The sequence below is a fragment of the Flavobacterium sp. KS-LB2 genome, assembly GCF_036895565.1.
Lineage (GTDB): Bacteria > Bacteroidota > Bacteroidia > Flavobacteriales > Flavobacteriaceae > Flavobacterium.
Genome location: NZ_CP145904.1, coordinates 2238468 through 2258393 on the forward strand (window position 1 = coordinate 2238468; position 19926 = coordinate 2258393).

At 33.9% G+C, this 19926-nt stretch carries 18 protein-coding genes; 4 read left to right on the forward strand and 14 right to left on the reverse strand.

Features of this window, described 5'->3' with window-relative positions; genetic code table 11:
* The first annotated feature begins 17 nt into the window (after positions 1 to 17).
* Positions 18 to 494 carry a hypothetical protein gene (locus V5J73_RS09545; protein ID WP_338645380.1) on the forward strand — a complete coding sequence of 159 codons (477 nt, stop codon included), beginning with the start codon at positions 18 to 20 and terminating at the stop codon, positions 492 to 494.
* Positions 495 to 626: 132 nt separating this feature from the next.
* A complete protein-coding gene (hemN, locus tag V5J73_RS09550; RefSeq protein ID WP_338645383.1) occupies positions 627 to 1991 on the forward strand; it encodes an oxygen-independent coproporphyrinogen III oxidase in 1365 nt (454 codons plus the stop codon).
* Between the two features lie 70 nt (positions 1992 to 2061).
* On the opposite strand, the gene V5J73_RS09555 is transcribed toward hemN, so the two are convergent.
* From V5J73_RS09555 to V5J73_RS09590, 8 genes are all read right to left on the reverse strand, one after another.
* Positions 2062 to 2763, reverse strand: a complete 702-nt coding sequence (locus tag V5J73_RS09555; RefSeq protein WP_338645386.1) for a sulfite exporter TauE/SafE family protein — start codon at positions 2761 to 2763, stop codon at positions 2062 to 2064.
* 72 nt (positions 2764 to 2835) lie between these two features.
* Complete coding sequence (locus tag V5J73_RS09560; protein WP_338645388.1) at positions 2836 to 3288, reverse strand: FixH family protein; 453 nt, start codon at positions 3286 to 3288, stop codon at positions 2836 to 2838.
* Between the two features lie 44 nt (positions 3289 to 3332).
* Positions 3333 to 4751 (reverse strand): cytochrome c oxidase accessory protein CcoG, encoded by a 1419-nt coding sequence (gene ccoG / locus V5J73_RS09565; protein WP_338645391.1) that lies wholly within the window; start codon positions 4749 to 4751, stop codon positions 3333 to 3335.
* Between the two features lie 76 nt (positions 4752 to 4827).
* Entirely contained in the window at positions 4828 to 5727 is a 900-nt protein-coding gene (locus tag V5J73_RS09570) for a cbb3-type cytochrome c oxidase N-terminal domain-containing protein (protein ID WP_338645393.1), read from the reverse strand.
* 27 nt (positions 5728 to 5754) lie between these two features.
* Positions 5755 to 5925, reverse strand: coding sequence for a cbb3-type cytochrome oxidase subunit 3 (locus V5J73_RS09575; RefSeq protein WP_338645395.1), 171 nt, complete (start codon positions 5923 to 5925; stop codon positions 5755 to 5757).
* A gap of 5 nt (positions 5926 to 5930) precedes the next feature.
* Complete coding sequence (gene ccoN / locus V5J73_RS09580; protein WP_338645397.1) at positions 5931 to 8120, reverse strand: cytochrome-c oxidase, cbb3-type subunit I; 2190 nt, start codon at positions 8118 to 8120, stop codon at positions 5931 to 5933.
* 46 nt (positions 8121 to 8166) lie between these two features.
* On the reverse strand, positions 8167 to 8358 hold the full coding sequence (gene ccoS, locus V5J73_RS09585; protein WP_338645400.1) for a cbb3-type cytochrome oxidase assembly protein CcoS: 192 nt from the start codon (positions 8356 to 8358) through the stop codon (positions 8167 to 8169).
* A 117-nt stretch (positions 8359 to 8475) separates the two neighbouring features.
* Positions 8476 to 10881: a heavy metal translocating P-type ATPase gene (locus tag V5J73_RS09590; protein ID WP_338645402.1), complete on the reverse strand. Its 2406-nt coding sequence runs from the start codon at positions 10879 to 10881 to the stop codon at positions 8476 to 8478.
* A gap of 110 nt (positions 10882 to 10991) precedes the next feature.
* On the opposite strand from V5J73_RS09590, the gene V5J73_RS09595 reads away from it, so the two are divergent.
* A complete protein-coding gene (locus V5J73_RS09595) occupies positions 10992 to 11672 on the forward strand; it encodes a Crp/Fnr family transcriptional regulator (RefSeq protein ID WP_338645404.1) in 681 nt (226 codons plus the stop codon).
* 11 nt (positions 11673 to 11683) lie between these two features.
* Here V5J73_RS09595 and V5J73_RS09600 read toward each other — a convergent pair whose 3' ends face one another.
* From V5J73_RS09600 to def, 4 genes are all read right to left on the reverse strand, one after another.
* Positions 11684 to 13132, reverse strand: a complete 1449-nt coding sequence (locus V5J73_RS09600) for an APC family permease (protein WP_338645406.1) — start codon at positions 13130 to 13132, stop codon at positions 11684 to 11686.
* 84 nt (positions 13133 to 13216) lie between these two features.
* Positions 13217 to 13990, reverse strand: a complete 774-nt coding sequence (mazG, locus tag V5J73_RS09605) for a nucleoside triphosphate pyrophosphohydrolase (protein WP_338645408.1) — start codon at positions 13988 to 13990, stop codon at positions 13217 to 13219.
* An 80-nt stretch (positions 13991 to 14070) separates the two neighbouring features.
* Positions 14071 to 14553, reverse strand: coding sequence for a DUF5606 family protein (locus V5J73_RS09610; protein WP_338645411.1), 483 nt, complete (start codon positions 14551 to 14553; stop codon positions 14071 to 14073).
* 89 nt (positions 14554 to 14642) lie between these two features.
* Positions 14643 to 15230 (reverse strand): peptide deformylase, encoded by a 588-nt coding sequence (def, locus tag V5J73_RS09615; RefSeq protein ID WP_338645414.1) that lies wholly within the window; start codon positions 15228 to 15230, stop codon positions 14643 to 14645.
* Positions 15231 to 15427: 197 nt separating this feature from the next.
* Here def and V5J73_RS09620 point away from each other — a divergent pair, with 197 nt between their 5' ends.
* Positions 15428 to 17641, forward strand: a complete 2214-nt coding sequence (locus V5J73_RS09620) for an FUSC family protein (RefSeq protein WP_338645417.1) — start codon at positions 15428 to 15430, stop codon at positions 17639 to 17641.
* A gap of 65 nt (positions 17642 to 17706) precedes the next feature.
* Here V5J73_RS09620 and V5J73_RS09625 read toward each other — a convergent pair whose 3' ends face one another.
* Together V5J73_RS09625 and ruvX are read right to left on the reverse strand one after the other, a co-directional pair.
* Positions 17707 to 19203: a malate:quinone oxidoreductase gene (locus tag V5J73_RS09625; protein WP_338645420.1), complete on the reverse strand. Its 1497-nt coding sequence runs from the start codon at positions 19201 to 19203 to the stop codon at positions 17707 to 17709.
* A 120-nt stretch (positions 19204 to 19323) separates the two neighbouring features.
* Positions 19324 to 19740 carry a Holliday junction resolvase RuvX gene (gene ruvX / locus V5J73_RS09630; RefSeq protein WP_338645423.1) on the reverse strand — a complete coding sequence of 139 codons (417 nt, stop codon included), beginning with the start codon at positions 19738 to 19740 and terminating at the stop codon, positions 19324 to 19326.
* Positions 19741 to 19926: the final 186 nt, after the last annotated feature.

Below are 19926 nucleotides of genomic sequence, written 5' to 3' on the forward strand. Positions count from 1 at the left end.
AACTAAAAAATTAAAAAATGGATACATCCGTAACAATAATAGGACTAGCATTAACTTTACTAATTGCTATTCCTCTTTTCTATGTCTTACAATCAAATTCGCTTAACAAAACAAAAATAAAAACTATAAAAAACAAGTTCAGTCAAAATAATCGTTTTCATTTTGAAATAACCGAAACACTGAATAAAAAAGTCTTGTCTTTAGATGAAAAAAACAAAGGATTTCTTTTGATTGATTTTAATACAAAAGATGAAGTAGTTTCTTTCGTAGATTTAAATACAATTCAATCGTGTAAACTGATTCTAACAACTGAGAATAATACTGAAACTATTCTGAAAATTGAATTTCAATTTCATTTCAAAGAAGATAATAAAGCAACACTGATTTCATTTTATAAAATTGAAAATGATCAAATAGGTCAAGTTTGTTTGTATGAAGACCATCAACTAGCCAAAAAATGGGCAAAGAAGATTCAGGATTGTATAACCGTTTAAGAAACTGATTTGTTCTGTAAAAGAGGCTTTTGAAGCCTCTTTTTTTTGTTATAGCTTATCCTCTTTATGATAATTATCATTTTAATAGTTGATGAGTCGTTTTACTTTTGAGGAACATTAAATGAGTCTGCTATGCAAAATTCCTTAATTCAAAAATACAATGTCCCTGGTCCTAGATACACGAGTTATCCTACGGTTCCGTATTGGGATGAAACTGATTTTTCAGATGCCATTTGGGCCCAAACGCTGAGGAAATCATTTATAGAAAGTAATTCAGCAGAAGGTATCAGTTTGTATATCCATTTGCCTTTTTGCGAAAGCTTGTGCACTTTTTGTGGCTGCAACAAACGTATTACCAAAAATCACGATGTTGAACATCCATACATAGAATCAGTTTTGAAAGAATGGACCTTGTATTGTAAGATTCTTGGTAAAAAACCAACTATAAAAGAGATTCATTTAGGCGGTGGAACTCCCACATTTTTTTCTATCAAAAATTTAGAGGATTTAATAAATGGTATTCTTTCTCATGCTAATAAAGCCAAAGACCATGAGTTTAGTTTTGAAGGCCATCCTAATAACACGACGCATGCCCATTTGCAAAAGCTGTACGATTTAGGTTTTCGAAGAGTTAGCTTTGGCGTTCAGGATTATTCAGAAAAAGTTCAAAAAGCAATTCATCGCCTACAACCTTTTCATAATGTAGCAAAAGTTACGTTTTGGGCACGAGAAATAGGTTATACTTCTATTGGACATGATATTATTTTTGGATTGCCCTTTCAGGAATTAGAGGATGTTATTGATACGATTGAAAAAACAAAATCATTGCAACCTGACCGATTGGCTTTTTACAGTTATGCTCACGTTCCTTGGATCAAAGGAAACGGGCAACGTGGTTTTAATGATGAAGATATTCCAAAAGATGATAAAAAGAGAATACTCTATGAAACTGGTAAGAAACTCTTGTATGAGAATGGCTATCATGAAATAGGAATGGATCATTTTGCTTTGGAAAAAGATAGTCTATATGAAGCTTTTCAAAACGGCAATTTACACCGTAACTTTATGGGATATAGCGCTTCTAAAACACAACTAATGATTGGATTGGGAGTTTCGTCCATTAGTGACAGTTGGTATAGTTTTGCACAGAATGTAAAAAACTTGGAGGATTATTATCAAATGTTAGAATGGGATAAATTACCCATTTTTAGAGGGCATTTACTCACTGCTGAAGACCTCATCATCCGAAAACACATCCTGAATTTAATGTGCCAATTTGAAACTTCTTGGAACAATAATGAAAATTATTTTAACGAAATTCCAGATGTACTTCTTCAATTGAAAGAAATGGAAAATGATGGATTACTGATAATTAAAAACAACAGCATTGCCGTTACCGAAAAGGGGAAACCTTATGTACGAAATATTTGCATGGCATTTGATTTGCGTCTAAAGCGAAAAGCTCCAAAAACCGAATTGTTTTCGATGACAATCTAATATTTCATCTTTATAAAACACAAAAAAGCACGCAAATTCGCGTGTTTTTTTGTGGGAAACTATTAGCTAATTAATGACAGTTCGGATTGGCTTGAATAAACAAACTCATAGTAGCTGGTGAAATATATGGAATTCCTAATCCCAATCCTCTTAAAATAAACAAACAACCAATACCTACGGCGACATAAGGAATTGCTTTTTGGATTTGGTTTCGAATAGGAATTGTCAAAAATGAGTTGATGTATACAACACTACTCATCAAGGGAACGGTTCCTAATCCGAATAAAATCATATACAAAACACCTAAACTTTCACTTTGCATGGCAATGGCGCCAAATAAGGCGACATAAACCATTCCGCAAGGCAAAAAGCCATTCAGTAAACCAATTGTAAATAGGGATTTGTAGCTTTTGTTTCTAAACTGACTTCCTAAAGCCGTTTTAATTCTGGAGATTACTTTAAAAACTGGTTTTGAAAAATTGTATTTGGCAAAAAGTTTGTCTGGAATCACCACTACAATAATCATGGCTATACCAATAAATAAGGATAAATTCTGTTGCAAACCAGCCATAAAAAAACCTTTACCCAGCAGTCCAAAAACAAAACCGATGGTCGCATACGCCGTTAATCTCCCTAAATGATACGTAATTATTTGAGTTGCTTTTTTAGACTGATTCGTCCTATCTACAGGCAACATCATAGCAATAGGGCCACACATTCCGATGCAGTGAAAACTACTTATTAAACCGAAAATAAAGGCAGTGTAAAGCATTTTTTTAGTCTAATGTCATAAAATTAAAAGTCTTAAAGTCATTTATTAACTTCAAAGCCTCTTGTTTTAAGACTAATTGAAATAAATCGTTTCTTTGGACAAATAGGATTTCCCTTCATATTGCCATTCCATATTAATGTCCCATCGACCGCCTGCCAAACTTTTTTTAGGTATGAGCAAAGTAGTAGCATCAGAAAGTGAAATTGGAATTTCAAAATCTAATTTTTTGTTAGACGGTCTGTAAAGGGACACTTTACCTTTAATGTTTTTTGGAACAAATGTTTTTGGAAAAACTATTTCAATTCCGCTTGAAACAATATTAATTACTGGCTTTTGGGCCAAGTTTGTTGCATTTTGAATTCGAGTCATTTCATCTCCAAAATGAGCATCATGTTTGTAATATTCTTCTACGACTAACTCATTGTCATATTTTGAATCAGATTGTACCGTAAAAACAAAATACAAAATGAAGGTCATAAACAAACCAAAAGCGATTACGATTCCTGTTCCCCAGCTAAATTTCATGATATTTAATTTATATTTTTTTGTGAATCTCGAACTAGAGCCTTTTAATCAAAACTGCGCGGGCTTAAAAAATTAGTGGTCGCCGTTTCAATTTTTTCATTTCCATTATAGACCTCAATTTTTAATTTTGTTTTGTCGCTGTCCAATACGTTTTGATTGATTTCGACAAATAAAGTTCCTCCATTCATCCCCTGTTTGGGCACTTTTAAATCCTGATTTCCAACTACTTTTAAAGTCCCCTTTATACCCACTAATTTAAAATGAATCGCATCAAAATCAGTATTGGTCTTATTGATGATTTTAAAAGTATACACATTGCTAATATTTTCACCTTTATGCTGAAACAATTGTCCCGGCAATCTCAAAATACTGGCTTCCACATCGGAACGCAAAAACAACAATCCGATTAAAATTCCTGTCAAAATAAATAATACAGCTGAATAGCCTTTCATTCTGGGCGTGAACTTGAACTTTTCTTTTTTCTCTATTTCATCTTCTGAAGCGTATCGGATAAGCCCTTTTGGTAAACCAACACTATCCATAATCGTATCACATTCATCAATGCAAGCGGTGCAATTAATACATTCCATTTGTGTCCCGTTACGGATGTCAATTCCGGTTGGGCAAACATTTACGCATTGCTTACAATCAATACAATCGCCTTTTCCGGTAGTCGCTCTGTCTTCTTGCTTGTTGAATTTAGCTCTACCTACTTCTTTTTCACCACGAACAAAATCATAGGCTACATTTATCGATTTGTCGTCTAATAAAACACCTTGCAATCTTCCGTAGGGACAGGCTATAATACAAACTTGTTCTCTAAACCATGCAAAAATAAAATAGAAAACTCCTGTAAAAATCAATAATGAGATCAAAGTGCTAATGTGATTTTCTGGTCCATCTTCAATCATTAAAAACAACTTATCGCTACTGATCAGATACGCTAGAAAGACATTGGCAATAAAAAAAGAAATGATTAAGAAAATCGACCATTTGAGGCCTTTTTTTCTAATTTTCTCCGCATTCCATTCTTGCTTTTCTAAACGAATTTGAGCACCACGATCGCCTTCTATCCAATATTCTATTCGGCGGAAAACCATTTCTAAAAAGATAGTCTGCGGACAAATCCATCCGCAAAATATACGTCCAAAAATAACTGTAAAAAGGATGACGAAAACAACGCCAATAATCATAAAAACAACAAATAGATAAAAATCCTGTGGCCAAAAAGGAAATCCGAAAATATTAAATCGTCGTTCCAATATATTGAACATCATAAACTGATTGCCATTAATCTTTAAAAAGGGATTTGCAACAAGAACAATCAGTAAAAAGTAGCTCACCCATTTCCTATAGTCATAGAACTTTCCCGAAGGTTTTTTAGGGAAAATAAATTTTCTATTTCCCGCTTCGTCAATAGTTCCAATGGTATCTCTAAATGCTTCGTCCGGTAATTTTGACATTTTTTTTTATTTAAAACACAGGTTTGAAATAATTATTAAAATTCTTAAGCTAAATAAAAACGTGTGTTTGTACTTATTATTTAACAGCAACTGTGGCGTTTTCCTCTACCCAAACTTCCCCTTCTGGAGCTTTAGCATCAGGAGGATTACTTCCTTGTAAGGATAGAATGTAGCTGGCAACTTTTTGCATTTCTTTAGGTTTCAAGGTACCTTTCCATGAAATCATCCCTTTCCCGTCACGTCCTCCGTTTACCAGCGTATGAAATACATTTTTTATTCCGCCTCCTAAGATCCATTTTTCATCTGTTAAATTTGGTCCAATCTGTCCTCCAGCATCAGCTCTGTGGCAAGCAGCACAATTTGTGGTAAATATTTCTTTTCCAGCTGCTAAATCAGCAGGATCTGTTAACAAGGTCACCGTTTTTTCATCCATTAAATCTGGTGCAGTTTTCATATATTCTGCAATATCTATTTTGGCTTGAGCCACTTCTTTTTTAAGTTCCATTTCTTGATTATCAGCTCCTAAAACTTCGTATCGAACCATATAAACAACCCCAAAAACAATACACGCATAGAATAAATATACCCACCAAGGCGGCAAATTGTTATCTAATTCTTTGATGCCATCGTAATCGTGTTCTAATAATAACTGATTTTCATTTGCTAAAGGCTCTGTTTTAGTCAATTTTTCCATCAGCTTTTTGTACCATTCGCTATCCTTGAAACTCAACTCATTTGCTTCATTTAATTTGTTTTTTTGTTCCTCGGTCAATAAATGATAGGTAATATTGTCAACTGCCTTAATCGTAATTTCTATTGCTATCAAAAGGAAAAGGAACACGAATAAGAATACAGAAACCATTGGAAATTTTATAAACGCAGGTCGATCTCCTGAATCTATGAAGTATTCCATTGCCATCATTACAGCAAAGAAAATAACAGGTACTCTAACGTATACTGGAATTAATTTTTTCATTTTCTAAATTTTAAAAAATTATACTATTTAATTGTCCCTCAATGGAATTTGACTCAATTCATTAATCCTTTCTTTCTTATAGGAGAACACCCATAGACCGAGTCCTACAAAAAAGACGAAAAAAATTAATAATGATAGGATGGGATATATTGCCACACCGTCTATCGTTTCCATATTGTGTTTTATTTGTTCGAACATAATTTTTATTTTTTAGCGACATCTTTTACTTTAATATCCGTTCCCAATCTTTGCATGTAAGCAATCAAAGCAACTATTTCTCTTTCGTTCATTGGAACAAATTTCTCTCCTCTAGCTTCAGCTTTCTTCTTGCTTTCGTCATAACTTTTTACAAAATCAGGATCGTTTTTCAAGCTCTCTTCAATAGCGACAGCTTGTTTTCTTAAATCGTCTAAACCGCTTGCAATCTGAGCTTCTGTATAAGGAACACCCAATGTGACCATAACTTGCATTTTCTTTTGCGTTAAAGAAACGTCCATTGGTTTATTGTCAAACAGCCATTTGTATCCTGGCATAATAGAACCTGCTGATATACTTTGAGGATTCCAAAAGTGGTTAAAATGCCAATTGTCATTATACTTCGCTCCTACTCTTAATAAATCCGGACCGGTACGTTTTGATCCCCAAAGAAATGGATGATCGTATACGAATTCCCCAGCTTTAGATTGTGGTCCGTAACGTTCCACTTCACTACGGAAAGGACGAACTGACTGTGAGTGACATCCTACGCAACCTTCACGAATGTATAAATCACGACCTTCTAGCTCTAATGGAGAATACGGTTTAACACTGGCAATTGTCGGAATATTCGATTTAACCATAATTGTAGGAACAATTTGGATAACACCTCCAATTAAAATAGCAACAGTTGCCAAAATGGTTAATTGAATCGGTTTTCTTTCTAACCAAGGGTGAAATTTTTCTCCTTTTACTCTTCCTGCACTAATTTTTATTAACTCAGGAGCCTCCGCTAATTCGTCTTCAATTTTAGAACCTAATCGAACCGTTTGAATTACATTATACACTAAGGTGAACATTCCAATTAAATAAAGTGTTCCACCAATAGCTCTCATCCAATACATTGGCATAATTTGAGTTACTGTTTCCAGAAAGTTACCATACGTTAAAGTTCCGTCCGGATTAAATTGTTTCCACATAGATGCTTGTAAAAAACCAGCAACATACATTGGAATGGTATATAAAATAATCCCTAGTGTTCCAATCCAAAAGTGAAAATTAGCCAACTTAACTGAGTACAAATTGCTTTTAGTCATTCTAGGAACCAACCAATAAATCATACCAAAAGCCATAAATCCATTCCAAGCTAATGCACCTACGTGAACGTGAGCTATAATCCAATCCGTATAATGCGCGATAGCATTTACATTCTTCAAGGATAACATTGGACCTTCAAAAGTGGCCATTCCGTAACCTGTAATTGCAACTACAAAGAATTTCAAGACTGGCTCTACACGTACTTTATCCCAAACTCCTCTTAACGTTAATAGTCCGTTTATCATTCCTCCCCAAGATGGCGCAATCAACATAATCGAGAAAGCTACTCCTAAATTTTGCGCCCAGTTAGGCAAAGCCGAATATAATAAATGGTGAGGTCCAGCCCAGATATAAATGAAAATCAACGACCAAAAGTGAACAATTGACAATCGGTACGAATATACCGGACGATTCGCCGCTTTTGGAATAAAATAATACATCAATCCCAAGAAAGGTGTTGTCAAGAAAAACGCAACCGCATTATGACCGTACCACCACTGCACTAAAGCATCTTGAACTCCTGCGTAAACGGAATAACTTTTCATTCCAGAAACCGGTAATGCTAAACTATTGAATATATGTAAAACTGCCACAGTTACAAATGTTGCCAAGTAAAACCAAATTGCAACATACAAATGGCGCTCTCTACGTTTTAAAATGGTTCCAATCATGTTGATACCAAAGACAACCCAAATTAATGCAATTGCAATATCTATTGGCCACTCTAACTCAGCATACTCTTTTGAAGAACTATATCCTAATGGCAATGATATGGCTGCCGCAACGATGATTAATTGCCACCCCCAGAAATTAAGATTACTTAAAAAATCACTGAACATCCTGGCTTTTAACAGTCGCTGCAAAGAGTAATAAATACCCGCAAACATGGCATTTCCTACGAAAGCAAAAATAACCGCATTGGTATGTAATGGTCTCAATCGACCGTAACTCAACCACGATATGCCATCAGTAAGATTTGGAAAAAGGAACATAAAGGCCAATGTAAGACCTACTAACATTCCTACTACTCCAAAGACAATGGTAGCGTAAATGAATTTTTTTACAATTTTGTTGTCATAATAAAACTGCTGCATTTCCATATATATAATTATTTTTAAAGTTGTTTATTATTTGATTTATTGAAAGCTATAGAATACTAGTATCCTTGGATTTCGTTTTTTTAGCTTTCGACTGAATTAGCTCATCGTCAAAAAGCATTCTGACTGATGGCGTGTAATCATCATCATATTGTCCCGTTTTTACCGCTCGTATAAAAGCAATAAAGAAACCAATAGCAACGATGATACTGATGGTGATTAATAAATAGATGACACTCATACCTTAATTTGTGTTAACAAAGTTACTTTGACGTTTTGGAGTAAAATATGACATTTGTCATACTTGTTAATCTATGTTAAATTTATGTGAAAGCACAATTCAAAAACTTTTATAATCCTATCTTTTGTTTGCATAATAACTACTCATCACCGTTACAAAACTTACAATCGTTATAGTACTTAAAGGCATTATAATTGCTGCTACCAATGGTAATAAATTCCCCGTAATGGCAAATGATAATCCCACCACATTGTATAATAAAGACAGTCCAAAACTCATTTTAATGGTCGTAATAGCGTTCTTAGATAATTTCAAGAAATAGTTTAATTTTTGAAATTCACTAGCATCTAAAATAGCATCACAGGCCGGTGAAAAAACATTAACATTCTCAGAAATAGATATTCCAACATTGCTTTGCGCCAAAGCCCCGGCATCATTCAGTCCATCGCCTACCATCATTACATTTTTACCTTCATCCTGCAATTTTTTTATAAATTCTAATTTTTGCTCTGGTTTCTGGTTGAAAATTAATTCCGTGCCTTTCGGCAAAAGCTGTTCAAGAGTTTCTCGTTCGCCTTCGTTGTCACCTGATAAAACTTTGATCTGATAGTTAGCACTTAAGTTCCTAAAAAGCGCTTCTAAACCTTCTCTGTACTGATTATTAAAAATGAATTTCCCGAAATAAACATTATTTATCTTGATGTGAACTGAAGTTTGCTGGACGTTCTTTTCTTCAATTTTTCCAACAAAATCGGCAGAACCAATTTGGATTTGGTGACCAAAAATCTGTGCTTGAATTCCTTTTCCGGTGATTTCTTCAAAATGATCCACTTTCAACTTTTTAGTATCATTTCCTGATTTACTTTGCAATATTGGAATAGGTAAATAGTCATATAACATGCGGCTCAACGGATGATTGGAGGCGCGTAGCACATTTTTTATAAGCAATAAATTCTCATCAGATAGAACACTTCCTTCATAAGAAATATTCGATTTTATGTTAGTTGTAATCGTTCCTGTTTTATCAAAAACTATCGTATCTACTTTCGCTAATTGTTCAATCACTAAAGCATTCTTGAGATAGAATTTTTGTTTTCCTACTATTCGCAATACATTCCCAAAAGTAAAAGGCGCAGTTAATGCCAAAGCACAAGGACAAGCCACAATAAGTACTGCTGTAAAGACATTGAAAGCAGTGTTGGCATCAATAAAAATCCAATAGCCAAATCCCGCAAAAGCAATCAGTAATAAAATAGGCGTAAAATAGCGACTAATGCTATCGGTAATCGTTTTGTGTTTTTGCGCTACATTTTTTTGGAACACATCATTGCTCCATAATTGTGTCAAGTAACTTTGGGAAACAGAATGTAGCACTTCCATTTCGATTACTTTCCCTATTTGTTTTCCTCCGGCAAATACTTTATCACCAGATTGTTTTGTGATAGGAATTGCTTCTCCAGTAACAAAACTATAATCGATTTCCGCTTTTTCCGAAATTAGAATCCCATCAACAGGAATGAGTTCTTGGTTTCTAATAAGTAGTCTGTCGCCTTTTTCTACTTCGTAAATCGCCACACTTTCTTCTGATAAATCCGAATTTATTTTGGTTATCGCTATTGGAAAATACGATTTAAAATCCCTCTCGAAACTCAAAAAACTATACGTTTTGATTTGGAACATCTTACCCAAAAGCATAAAGAAAATCAATCCCGTTAAGCTATCAAAAAAACCAGAACCGTAATCCATGACAATATCAAACGTACTTCGAATAAACATTACCACAATTCCTAAAGCGATAGGAATATCGATATTGAGCATTTTAGTTTTGATACTTTTGTACGCCGAAACATAATAGCCACTTGCCGAATAAAAGAAACTCGGTAATGCTAATGCAAAAATCAACCAACGGAAAAAACCACGATATTGATCCAGCCAATATTCTTTTACCTCAAAATATTCAGGAAAAGAAAGCAACATGATGTTTCCAAAGCAAAAGAAAGCAACACCTAATTTATAGGTTAAACTTCTATCGACAGTGGTAGTTCCCGTTTCATAGTTTTCTAAACTAATGTAGGGTTCGTATCCAATTGAGTTTAATAAAAAAACGATTGTTTTAACAGAAACTTGTTCGGGATTAAAAGTAATTCGGACTTTCTTCTCTGGGAAATTAACCTGCGAAGTACTTATTCCTTTTTGAAGACGCTGTAGATTTTCCAAAATCCAAATACACGAACTACAATGAATATGAGGAATGTTAAGTGAAATAATTGCAGTTGAATTTTCTTGGAATTCCAACAATTTGGATACAATACTTTCATTGTCTAAAAAATCATATTTACCATTATTATCTTGCGGAGTTGCTCCAGGGGATTTTTCAAAATCATAATAACATGTCAAATCATTCAGACTAAAAATTTCATAGACGGTTTTACAACCGTTACAACAGAAATTTTTAGTATCAAAAATAATTTCGTCTGCTTTTATAATATCTAAACCACAATGGAAACAGTTTTGTGTGTCCATAACTTTGCTCATTTTACCTAGAACAAAGAACTTAAACGATTGTTAATTAAAATATGACATTTATCATATTAAAGAGTTAGTTTTGTATTGTAAATAAATGACAAACAATTATGAGCAAATGCGAACAATGTATCGTCAGAGAATTTAGCTCTTTAAAAGCACTTACTAAAGACGAATTACTAAAACTTTCAGACTGTAAAACATCCCATACCATTAAAAAAGGAGCGGTTATATTTGAAGAGGGAGAAAATGTAAATGGTATTTATTGCATAAAAGATGGCATTTGTAAACTGACTAAACTCAGTGCGAATGGTAAAGATCATATTGTAAAATTAGTTACAAAAGGAGAATTATTAGGGCAACGCTCTATGATTAGTGATGAACCCGTAAACCTAAGCGCTATAGCTCTCGAAGACATGCAGGTTTGTTTTATTCCAAAGTCAGAGGTGATGGGATATTTTGACAAAAACAATCAGTTTTCCATGAATGTCATGAAAACGATTTGCGGAGACTTAAAAGAAGCAGATGAACTTATGGTCAAATTAGCCCAAAAAACAGTCAAAGAAAGATTAGCAGAAACACTTCTTTATTTGCATCATACCTTTGGTGAAAATGAAGATAAATCCTTAAAAATACAACTTTCCAGAGATGAATTGGCCAGTATGATTGGTACAGCCACTGAAAGTTGCATTCGTTTATTATCTGATTTCAATAAATTAGGATTGATTGAGTTAACTGGTAAAAAAATAGTTTTAAAAGATCTTACTCAACTTAAAAAACTAGCAGATTAATCACACTCATATTATTCTTTCTTATTCATAACAAAATAATATACTGGAATTCCAAACGCCACAATACACAATCCTAATCCTGTATTGAAGGTATCATAAATCAATAAGGTGAGACAAATTGCCACTGTAACTACAATATAAAGTGCAGGTACAAATGGATAACCAAAGGCTTTGTAGGGTCTATCGGCATTAGGTTCTTTTTTTCGAAGGATGAAAACACCCAGAATCGTCAAGATATAAAACAGCAACGACGCAAAAGTAGCATACGTCAATAAATCACCAAACTTTCCAGATATACAAAGCACACAAGCCCAAATACATTGTACCCACAATGCTTTGGCAGGAACTTGGTTTTTATTTAATTCCGTCGCTTGTTTGAAGAACAATCCATCTTTTGCCATAGCAAAAAATAATCGTCCTCCCGAAAGAATCAATCCGCTATTGCAACCAAAGGTAGAAACCATAATTAAAGCAGCCATAACAAAAACACTCACATTTCCCATAATCATGCTAGCTGCAGCAGCTCCTACTCTATCATTACTGGCAAACATGATTCCATTGCTGGCAATATTGGCAGCGTTTGGAGTTCCTTGCATAGGCAGCAAAGCCAAATAAGCAACATTCGCTAAAACATAAATAATGGTTACTATTAAGGTTCCAAGAAATAAACTTCGCGGAATATTCTTTTTGGGTTCTTTAATTTCACCTGCTATAAAAGTTACATTATTCCAAGCATCACTAGAAAACAAGGAATTGATTATTGTGGCTCCAGCAGCGCCAAGAAGTGCCATTCCTGCTAGTTTTGTTACTGTAATTGTTCCGTCAGGATTGACAACCGTTTTACTGGCTTCCCACATATTTGCAAAATTATTGGACAAAACATTTGTTTGTAAACCAACATACAATCCTAAAACAATCAATGCAAAAAGTGCTATTAATTTAGCCGAAGTAAAGATCAACTGAACTGTTTTTCCGCTTTCGACACCTTTAGTATTGATGTAAGTAAGCAAAATTATACTAAAAATAGCCAATACTTTTTGGTACGAAAAAACAAAGTTAGAACCAACTGTAAACAGTGTTTGGTCTAAAACAGGAAAAAAGATAGCAGCGTAATTAGCAAAAGTAACTGCAATGGCAGCGATGACTCCAGTTTGAATTACCGTGAAAACAGTCCAACCGTACAGAAAAGAAACTAATCGACCATAAGCGCGTTGAATATAAACAAACTGTCCGCCCGCATTAGGCATCATTCCTGCTAATTCGCCATAACTCAATGCTGCAGCCACTGTGATTAATCCGGTTACCAACCAAATAACCAATAACCAAGCAGCAGAACCAATATCTCTTGCCATGGCGGAGGTAACAATGAAAATCCCGGATCCTATCATGGAACCCGCAACTAAACTCGTGGCATCTATTAATCCTAATGAACGTTTTAACTCGGTTTTATTTTCTGACATTGGATAATTTAATTATTTAAAACTGGATACTAATCCCGAAGTATCGGGACTGAAATCTGAGCACTGATTACTAAATACTGAACACTACAACTTCTTCGCTTCTTCCCAAAAAACATCCATTTCAGCTAAAGTCATGTCCATTAGGGGTTTTCCTAATTCTCCTGCTTTGCTTTCCAAATATTGAAAGCGCTTAATGAATTTTTTATTGGTACGTTCCAAAGCATCTTCGGGATTTACATTCAGAAATCGGGCATAATTGATCATTGAAAATAAAACATCTCCAAACTCAGCTTCAATTTTATCGTGATCTCCCGCTTTAACCTCAACTTGTAACTCTTCTAATTCCTCTTGAACCTTATCCCAAACTTGATGTGATTCCTCCCAATCAAACCCAACACCTTTCACTTTATCCTGAATGCGACTGGCTTTGACTAATGCTGGCAGACTTCTTGGAACACCTTCTAAAACCGATTTTTTACCTTCTTTCAGTTTTAGTTTTTCCCAATTCTGTTTTACTTCCTCTTCGTCTTTTACCACAACATCACTGTAAATATGCGGATGACGGTGAATCAGTTTATCACAAATTTCATTACATACATCAGCCATATCAAAATCATTGGTTTCGCTTCCTATTTTGGCATAAAAAATAATATGCAATAACAAGTCTCCTAATTCCTTTTTGACTTCGTTTAAATCGTTATCTAAAATTGCATCTCCTAATTCGTAGGTTTCTTCAATAGTTAAATGACGCAATGTTTGCATGGTTTGCTTCTTGTCCCACGGACATTTTTCACGCAAATCATCCATGATGTCTAATAATCTTTCGAAAGCTTGCAATTGGTTTTGTCTTGAATTCATTAGAAATGGTTTTTGGTAAAAATAAAAAAATCCTGTTCAGAAAATAGCTGAACAGGATTAAATATTATTTTTAAGTAGTATTACTCTTTTTTAGCTTTTGCTTTTTTAGCAGGAGCTACTGTCTCTTCAACAGCAACAAGTGCTTCATCAGCTGGTTTTTCTTCGCTAGTAGCTGGTGCTTCATCAACAACTAATCCTTTTGCTTGAAGCATATTGTACCAATTTAAAACTTTTTTGATGTCAGAAGGATATACTCTTTCTTCGTCATAATCAGGTAAAATTTCTTTGAAATAAGCCGTTAATGTAGCATTGTCTTCTTTATGTGAAATTGCTTGCCCTTTATTTTCTTTATCAGCAATTTTTTGCATGATTTCAGCTAATGGTTTTTCGCCTTCGTACGTATAAATTGAAATTTCAGACAATAAACTTACATTGCTTTTTAGGTTTACTGTAATTTTTTTTCCATCTAATAATGATTCAGCAACAAACCCAGTGCGTGTTTGTACTCTTAATACATATAAACCTGGTTTCCCAGAAATGGCTAATATTTTTTCTAAATTCATGTTTTGTGTAATTATTATTAAGAATTTGACTTATTTTTTTTTCAATTAGAACCAAAAATCATACCAAGATAAAGTTGTTAAAAACGTTCTTATCTTCCTTTTTTAGCAAAAAATTTCATTCGGTAGTCTTGAAATGTTTTTCCTTCTAAAATATTTTTTAACTTCTTTTGAATTAATCGTTTTTTTAATGACGAAATTTTATCGGTGAATAAAACTCCTTCAATGTGATCGTATTCATGTTGAATTACTCTAGCAATCAATCCGTCAAACACTTCGGTTTTCATAACAAAATCCTCTTCGCAATATTCAAGTGTTATAGTTGGATTTCTATAAACATCTTCTCTAACATCCGGAATACTCAGACAACCTTCGTTAAAACTCCATTCTTCACCTTCTTCTTTTATCATTTTAGCATTGATAAAAGTTCTTTTGAATCCATTTAATTCTTTTTGTTTTGTATCGTCTAATTCCTCATCATCACTAAAAGGGGTTGTATCAATTACAAATAAACGAAGTGCCAATCCTACTTGAGGTGCGGCAAGACCAACACCATAGGCATTATACATTGTTTCGTACATATTAGCAATTGTTTCTTTCAAATTAGGATGTTCTGGTGAAAGAACCTCGCCTACTTTTCTTAAAACTGGATCACCGTATCCTATAATTGGTAAAATCATTGTTTTTATATTAAGTATTATCTACTGGAAATTAGGAATAAGTTGTCCTTAAATTCAGTCTGCAAAAATAGTAAAAAAATAGACAATGAATAATCCTGAATTGATTATTAGTATTTTTTTACCATTTAGACAAAAACAGCACTATTTATTCTTTTAATGAGTCGCTCAATTCTTACCTTTGCTTGTAATCCAATTATATGATTTACAAAATCCGAAAATTTACCGATAGTACTTACTTTACTAATGCTTTAAAAGTAACCATAGCAGCAGTTATTCCGGTTATAGTGCTTTCTTTTTTGGGCAATTTCGAAATAGGTTTTACTATAGCTTTAGGTGCATTTTTTACTTATCCGAGTGATATTCCTAGTAATCTAAAACATAAAATAAATGGTATTCTGGTTACAGCTTTACTTGTTGCAGGTGTCAATATAGTAGTGAATATTATTTATCCCTATTCCTTTATCTTCTATCCGTTTTTGGCGGTGTTACTGTTTTTAATAGCACTGATTTCTGTTTATGGACAACGGGCTACAATGGTATCTTTCTCCGCCTTAATATCGGTTTCATTGGCCTTTGCCAATATCAATACTGGCTGGGCAATGGTTCAACATGCTCTTTTACTATTATCTGGAGGATTATTCTATCTCCTAATTTCCCTTATTTTTAATTATGTAAGACCCCATCGCTACATTGAACTACAAATTGCAGAATGCATCAAACTTACCGCAAAATATTTAAAACTAAGAGGTGATTTATGGACGATTGATGCCGATAAAAAAGCCATTATTGAAAAACAATTACACCTTCAGGTAGCCCTAAACACTATTCGGCAAAACATTAGAGAGGTATTGATTAGTAGTCATACTTCATCTGGTTCTTCTAATCAAAACCGAAAGATGCTGATTGTTTTTATTTCATTGATGGAAATCCTGGAACTCGCATTAGCCACTTCATTCGACCATGATAAATTACATCAAAAATTTGACGATCATCCAAAGGTATTATTGACCTATCAAAAACTAGCCTACAATCTTGCCTCAAGTTTAAAAAAACTATCTAAAAGCGTACAAAACCAAACTAAATACATTTCTAAGCATACTTTACAAAGTGACTTGTATCATTTACAACTGGCCATTACTGATTATGAAAATGATTTAGGAAAAATTCCTGCTTCTGAAGGTGTTTTTATGCTAACCACTATGCTACAATATGCAGAAAAACAAGTGGAGAAAATAAAAATTGTTGAGCGTTCTTTTACGCTAGCCTATAATTCACAGGATTTTAAAGAAAAGGACAAAGACTTAGAAAAATTCCTCACGCCCCAATATTATCCTTTGAGTACTTTGACTGAAAACCTCAGTTTCTCTTCCACCATTTTCAGGCATTCGCTGCGACTAACCTTAACATTATTGATTGGTTTTATCATTGGAAACATACTGCCTTTTCATAATGTCTATTGGATTTTATTGACAATTATAGTAATTATGCGCCCTGGATATGGCCTAACGAAACAACGGTCTTTTCATCGAATTTTTGGCACAATACTAGGTGGATTAATCGCTTTTGGGATTCTTTCATTCCTACACGACAACATCGCCATCAGTGTACTTGCTATTATCAGCATGCTTTTAGGGTTTTCATTCACCCAAATAAATTATAAAGTCAGTGCCACATTTGTAACCATGTATGTTGTTTTCATTTACGGAATATTAACTCCCAATATTGGTGATGTCGTTCAATATAGAATACTCGATACCATTGTAGGTTCCGCATTAGCTTTTCTTGCCAATCACTTTTTATGGCCTTCCTGGGAATTTTTAAATATTCCGTCGCATATAGAAAAAGCGATTGTTGCAAATCAAAATTACCTAAAGGAAATCTCTTTTTTTTACAATAAAAAAGGAACTGTTTCTACCTCGTATCGTTTAGCTCGAAAAAATGCTTTTATCGAAATTGGTAATTTAATGGCTTCTTTCCAAAGAATGGTTCAGGAACCAAAATCAAAACAAAAGCAGTTGCCACAAGTCTATAAACTAGCTGTACTGAATCATTCCTTGCTATCCTCATCAGCTTCGCTAGGAACTTACATCCAATCACACAAAACCACATCTGCTTCTGAAGCGTTTAATGTTGTAGTAGACACCGTTATTAGAAATCTAGATAACGCGATTTCACTTTTGAAAGTAAACGATTTACACCTAAAAAAAGATCTTCCAAAAGAAGATTTAGCCATGCGTTTTTCAGAATTAAAAAACAGTATAGAAAAAGAATTAAAAGCAGGAATTGCTATTGATGAAGAAGCGTTTAAATTGAAAATGCAAGAAGCACAATTAGTTATTGAGCAATTAATCTGGTTGACTAATCTCTCTGAAAATATTTTCAAAACGACAAAAGAATTAATGGAATCGTAAAGAAAAAAGCGCCAGAATTAGAGAAAATCTAAAATCTAGCGCCTTTTGTTACAAAGTTACTTTTACTAATTTTTCAGTTTCAAAACTGAAGAGGTATTTTTTCTTACTTCTTCTAATAAATCTGGATTATCATTCAAAGTCTGACCATATGAAGGAATCATAGCTTTTAATTTATCCTGCCATTCTGGAGTTTCTATTTCGTCTTTAAAACACCTTCCTATTAAATCCACCATAATAGAAACAGCAGTTGAAGCGCCTGGAGATGCTCCTAACAAAACAGCTAAAGATCCATCTGCAGTTGTGATTACTTCGGTTCCAAACTCTAATATTCCACCTTCTTTTTCATCCTTTTTTATGACTTGAACACGTTGTCCTGCACGTTCTAAAACCCAATCTTTAGACCTTGCACCAGGAACATATTCTCTCAATGCATTAATTCTGTCTTTAGGAGACTGACGCACTTGCTCAATCAAGTATTTTGTAAGTGGGATATTTTTAATACCAGCAGCAATCATGGGAATGATATTATCAGGTTTTATGGATAATGGCAAATCAGAATAAGAACCATTTTTTAAAAATCGAGTAGAAAAACCTGCAAAAGGTCCAAAAAGTAGTTGCTTTTCACCATTTATCATTCGGGAATCAATATGTGGAACTGACATAGGGGGCGCACCCACACTCGCTTTTCCATATACTTTTGCTTGATGTTTAGCAATCACCTCAGGATTGGTACATTTTAACCACTGTCCGCTCACAGGGAAACCGCCATAGCCTTTTCCTTCTGGAACGTTTGCTTTTTCTAATAATGGCAATGAACCGCCACCAGCTCCAATAAAAACAAATTTAGTGTATGCTTTTCTTTTTTGGCCTGTAGCCAAATCAGTAATTTTTATTCTCCACGATTTATCTTCACGTTGTCTCAATTTTTGAACTTCATGATTAAAATACATCGTAACTCCATCCAATTTAGCCAAATAATTAAAAATATTTCGGGTTAATTCTCCAAAATTCACATCAGTTCCAATAGCCATTGACGTTGCAGCAACTTTTTCAGATTCATTTCTACCTTCCATAACAAGAGGCATCCATTCTTTTAATTGAGCAAAATCAGTACTGAAAACCATTTGTTTAAAAAGAGGATTCGAATGTAAAGCCTCAAATCTTGTTTTAAGGTATTCTACATTTTTTTCTCCCCAAACAAAACTCATGTGAGGAATACTTTTAATGAAATTTTCAGGTGATGAAACTTTATTTTGTTGCACTAAATAGGCCCAAAACTGTCTGGAAACCTCGAAAGATTCTGCAATACTTATTGCTTTTTTTGGATTGATGCTTCCATCTTCACTTTCTGGAGTATAATTAAGCTCACAAAAAGCAGAATGTCCCGTTCCTGCATTATTCCATGCATCAGAACTTTCGGCAGCAGCAATATCTAATCTTTCGTAAATTTCAATCTTTATATCTGGTTGTAACTCTTTTAGGATTAAGCCAAGAGTGGCGCTCATTATTCCAGCTCCTATAAGAACTACATCACTTTGCGAACGAATGGTTGTATCGGGCATAACAAAATTTTAAAGTGCAAATATACTTTATATATGTAAAAAAAATGTAACAAATTATTGTTAAAAAGTAAGGAATTACAAATCTACTTTAGAGTATTGCTATGGAATTCGAGTTGGGTTTTAAAACAATTTTCGAGTTAAATAATCCTGAAGCATTATCGTTGCCGAAATCTCATCAATAAGCCCTTTGTTTTGTCGCTGTTTCTTGCTAAGACCACTGTCAATCATGGTTTGAAAAGCCATTTTTGAAGTAAAACGTTCATCTACCCGAATTACTTTCATATCTGGAAAATGATTGGTAAAATGAGTTACAAAACCTTTGATGATAGAAGCACTTTCTGAAGGTTCTCCATTCATTTGTTTGGGTTCACCAATGAGTACGGCCTCAACTTTTTCTTTAGCAAAATAATCTTTCAAAAAAGCAATTGCAGTTGGTGATGGAATAGTAGTTAAACCTGAAGCTATGATTTGCATTTCATCAGTAACGGCTATTCCTGTACGTTTTTGACCGTAATCTATGGACAGAATTCTTGGCATTTTATGTGGGTTGAAATTCTAATCTAATTATCTCTAGAACTAATGTATGTCTTATGCAAAGATAAAATATTTTAGACTTGAAAAACAATGCTTAATCATTTATGATAATTACAAATTTCACTCCTTTAGTTTTAATCGTTACAAAAAGAAAACACTACGAAGTTAAATATGTAACATTATTCAAAT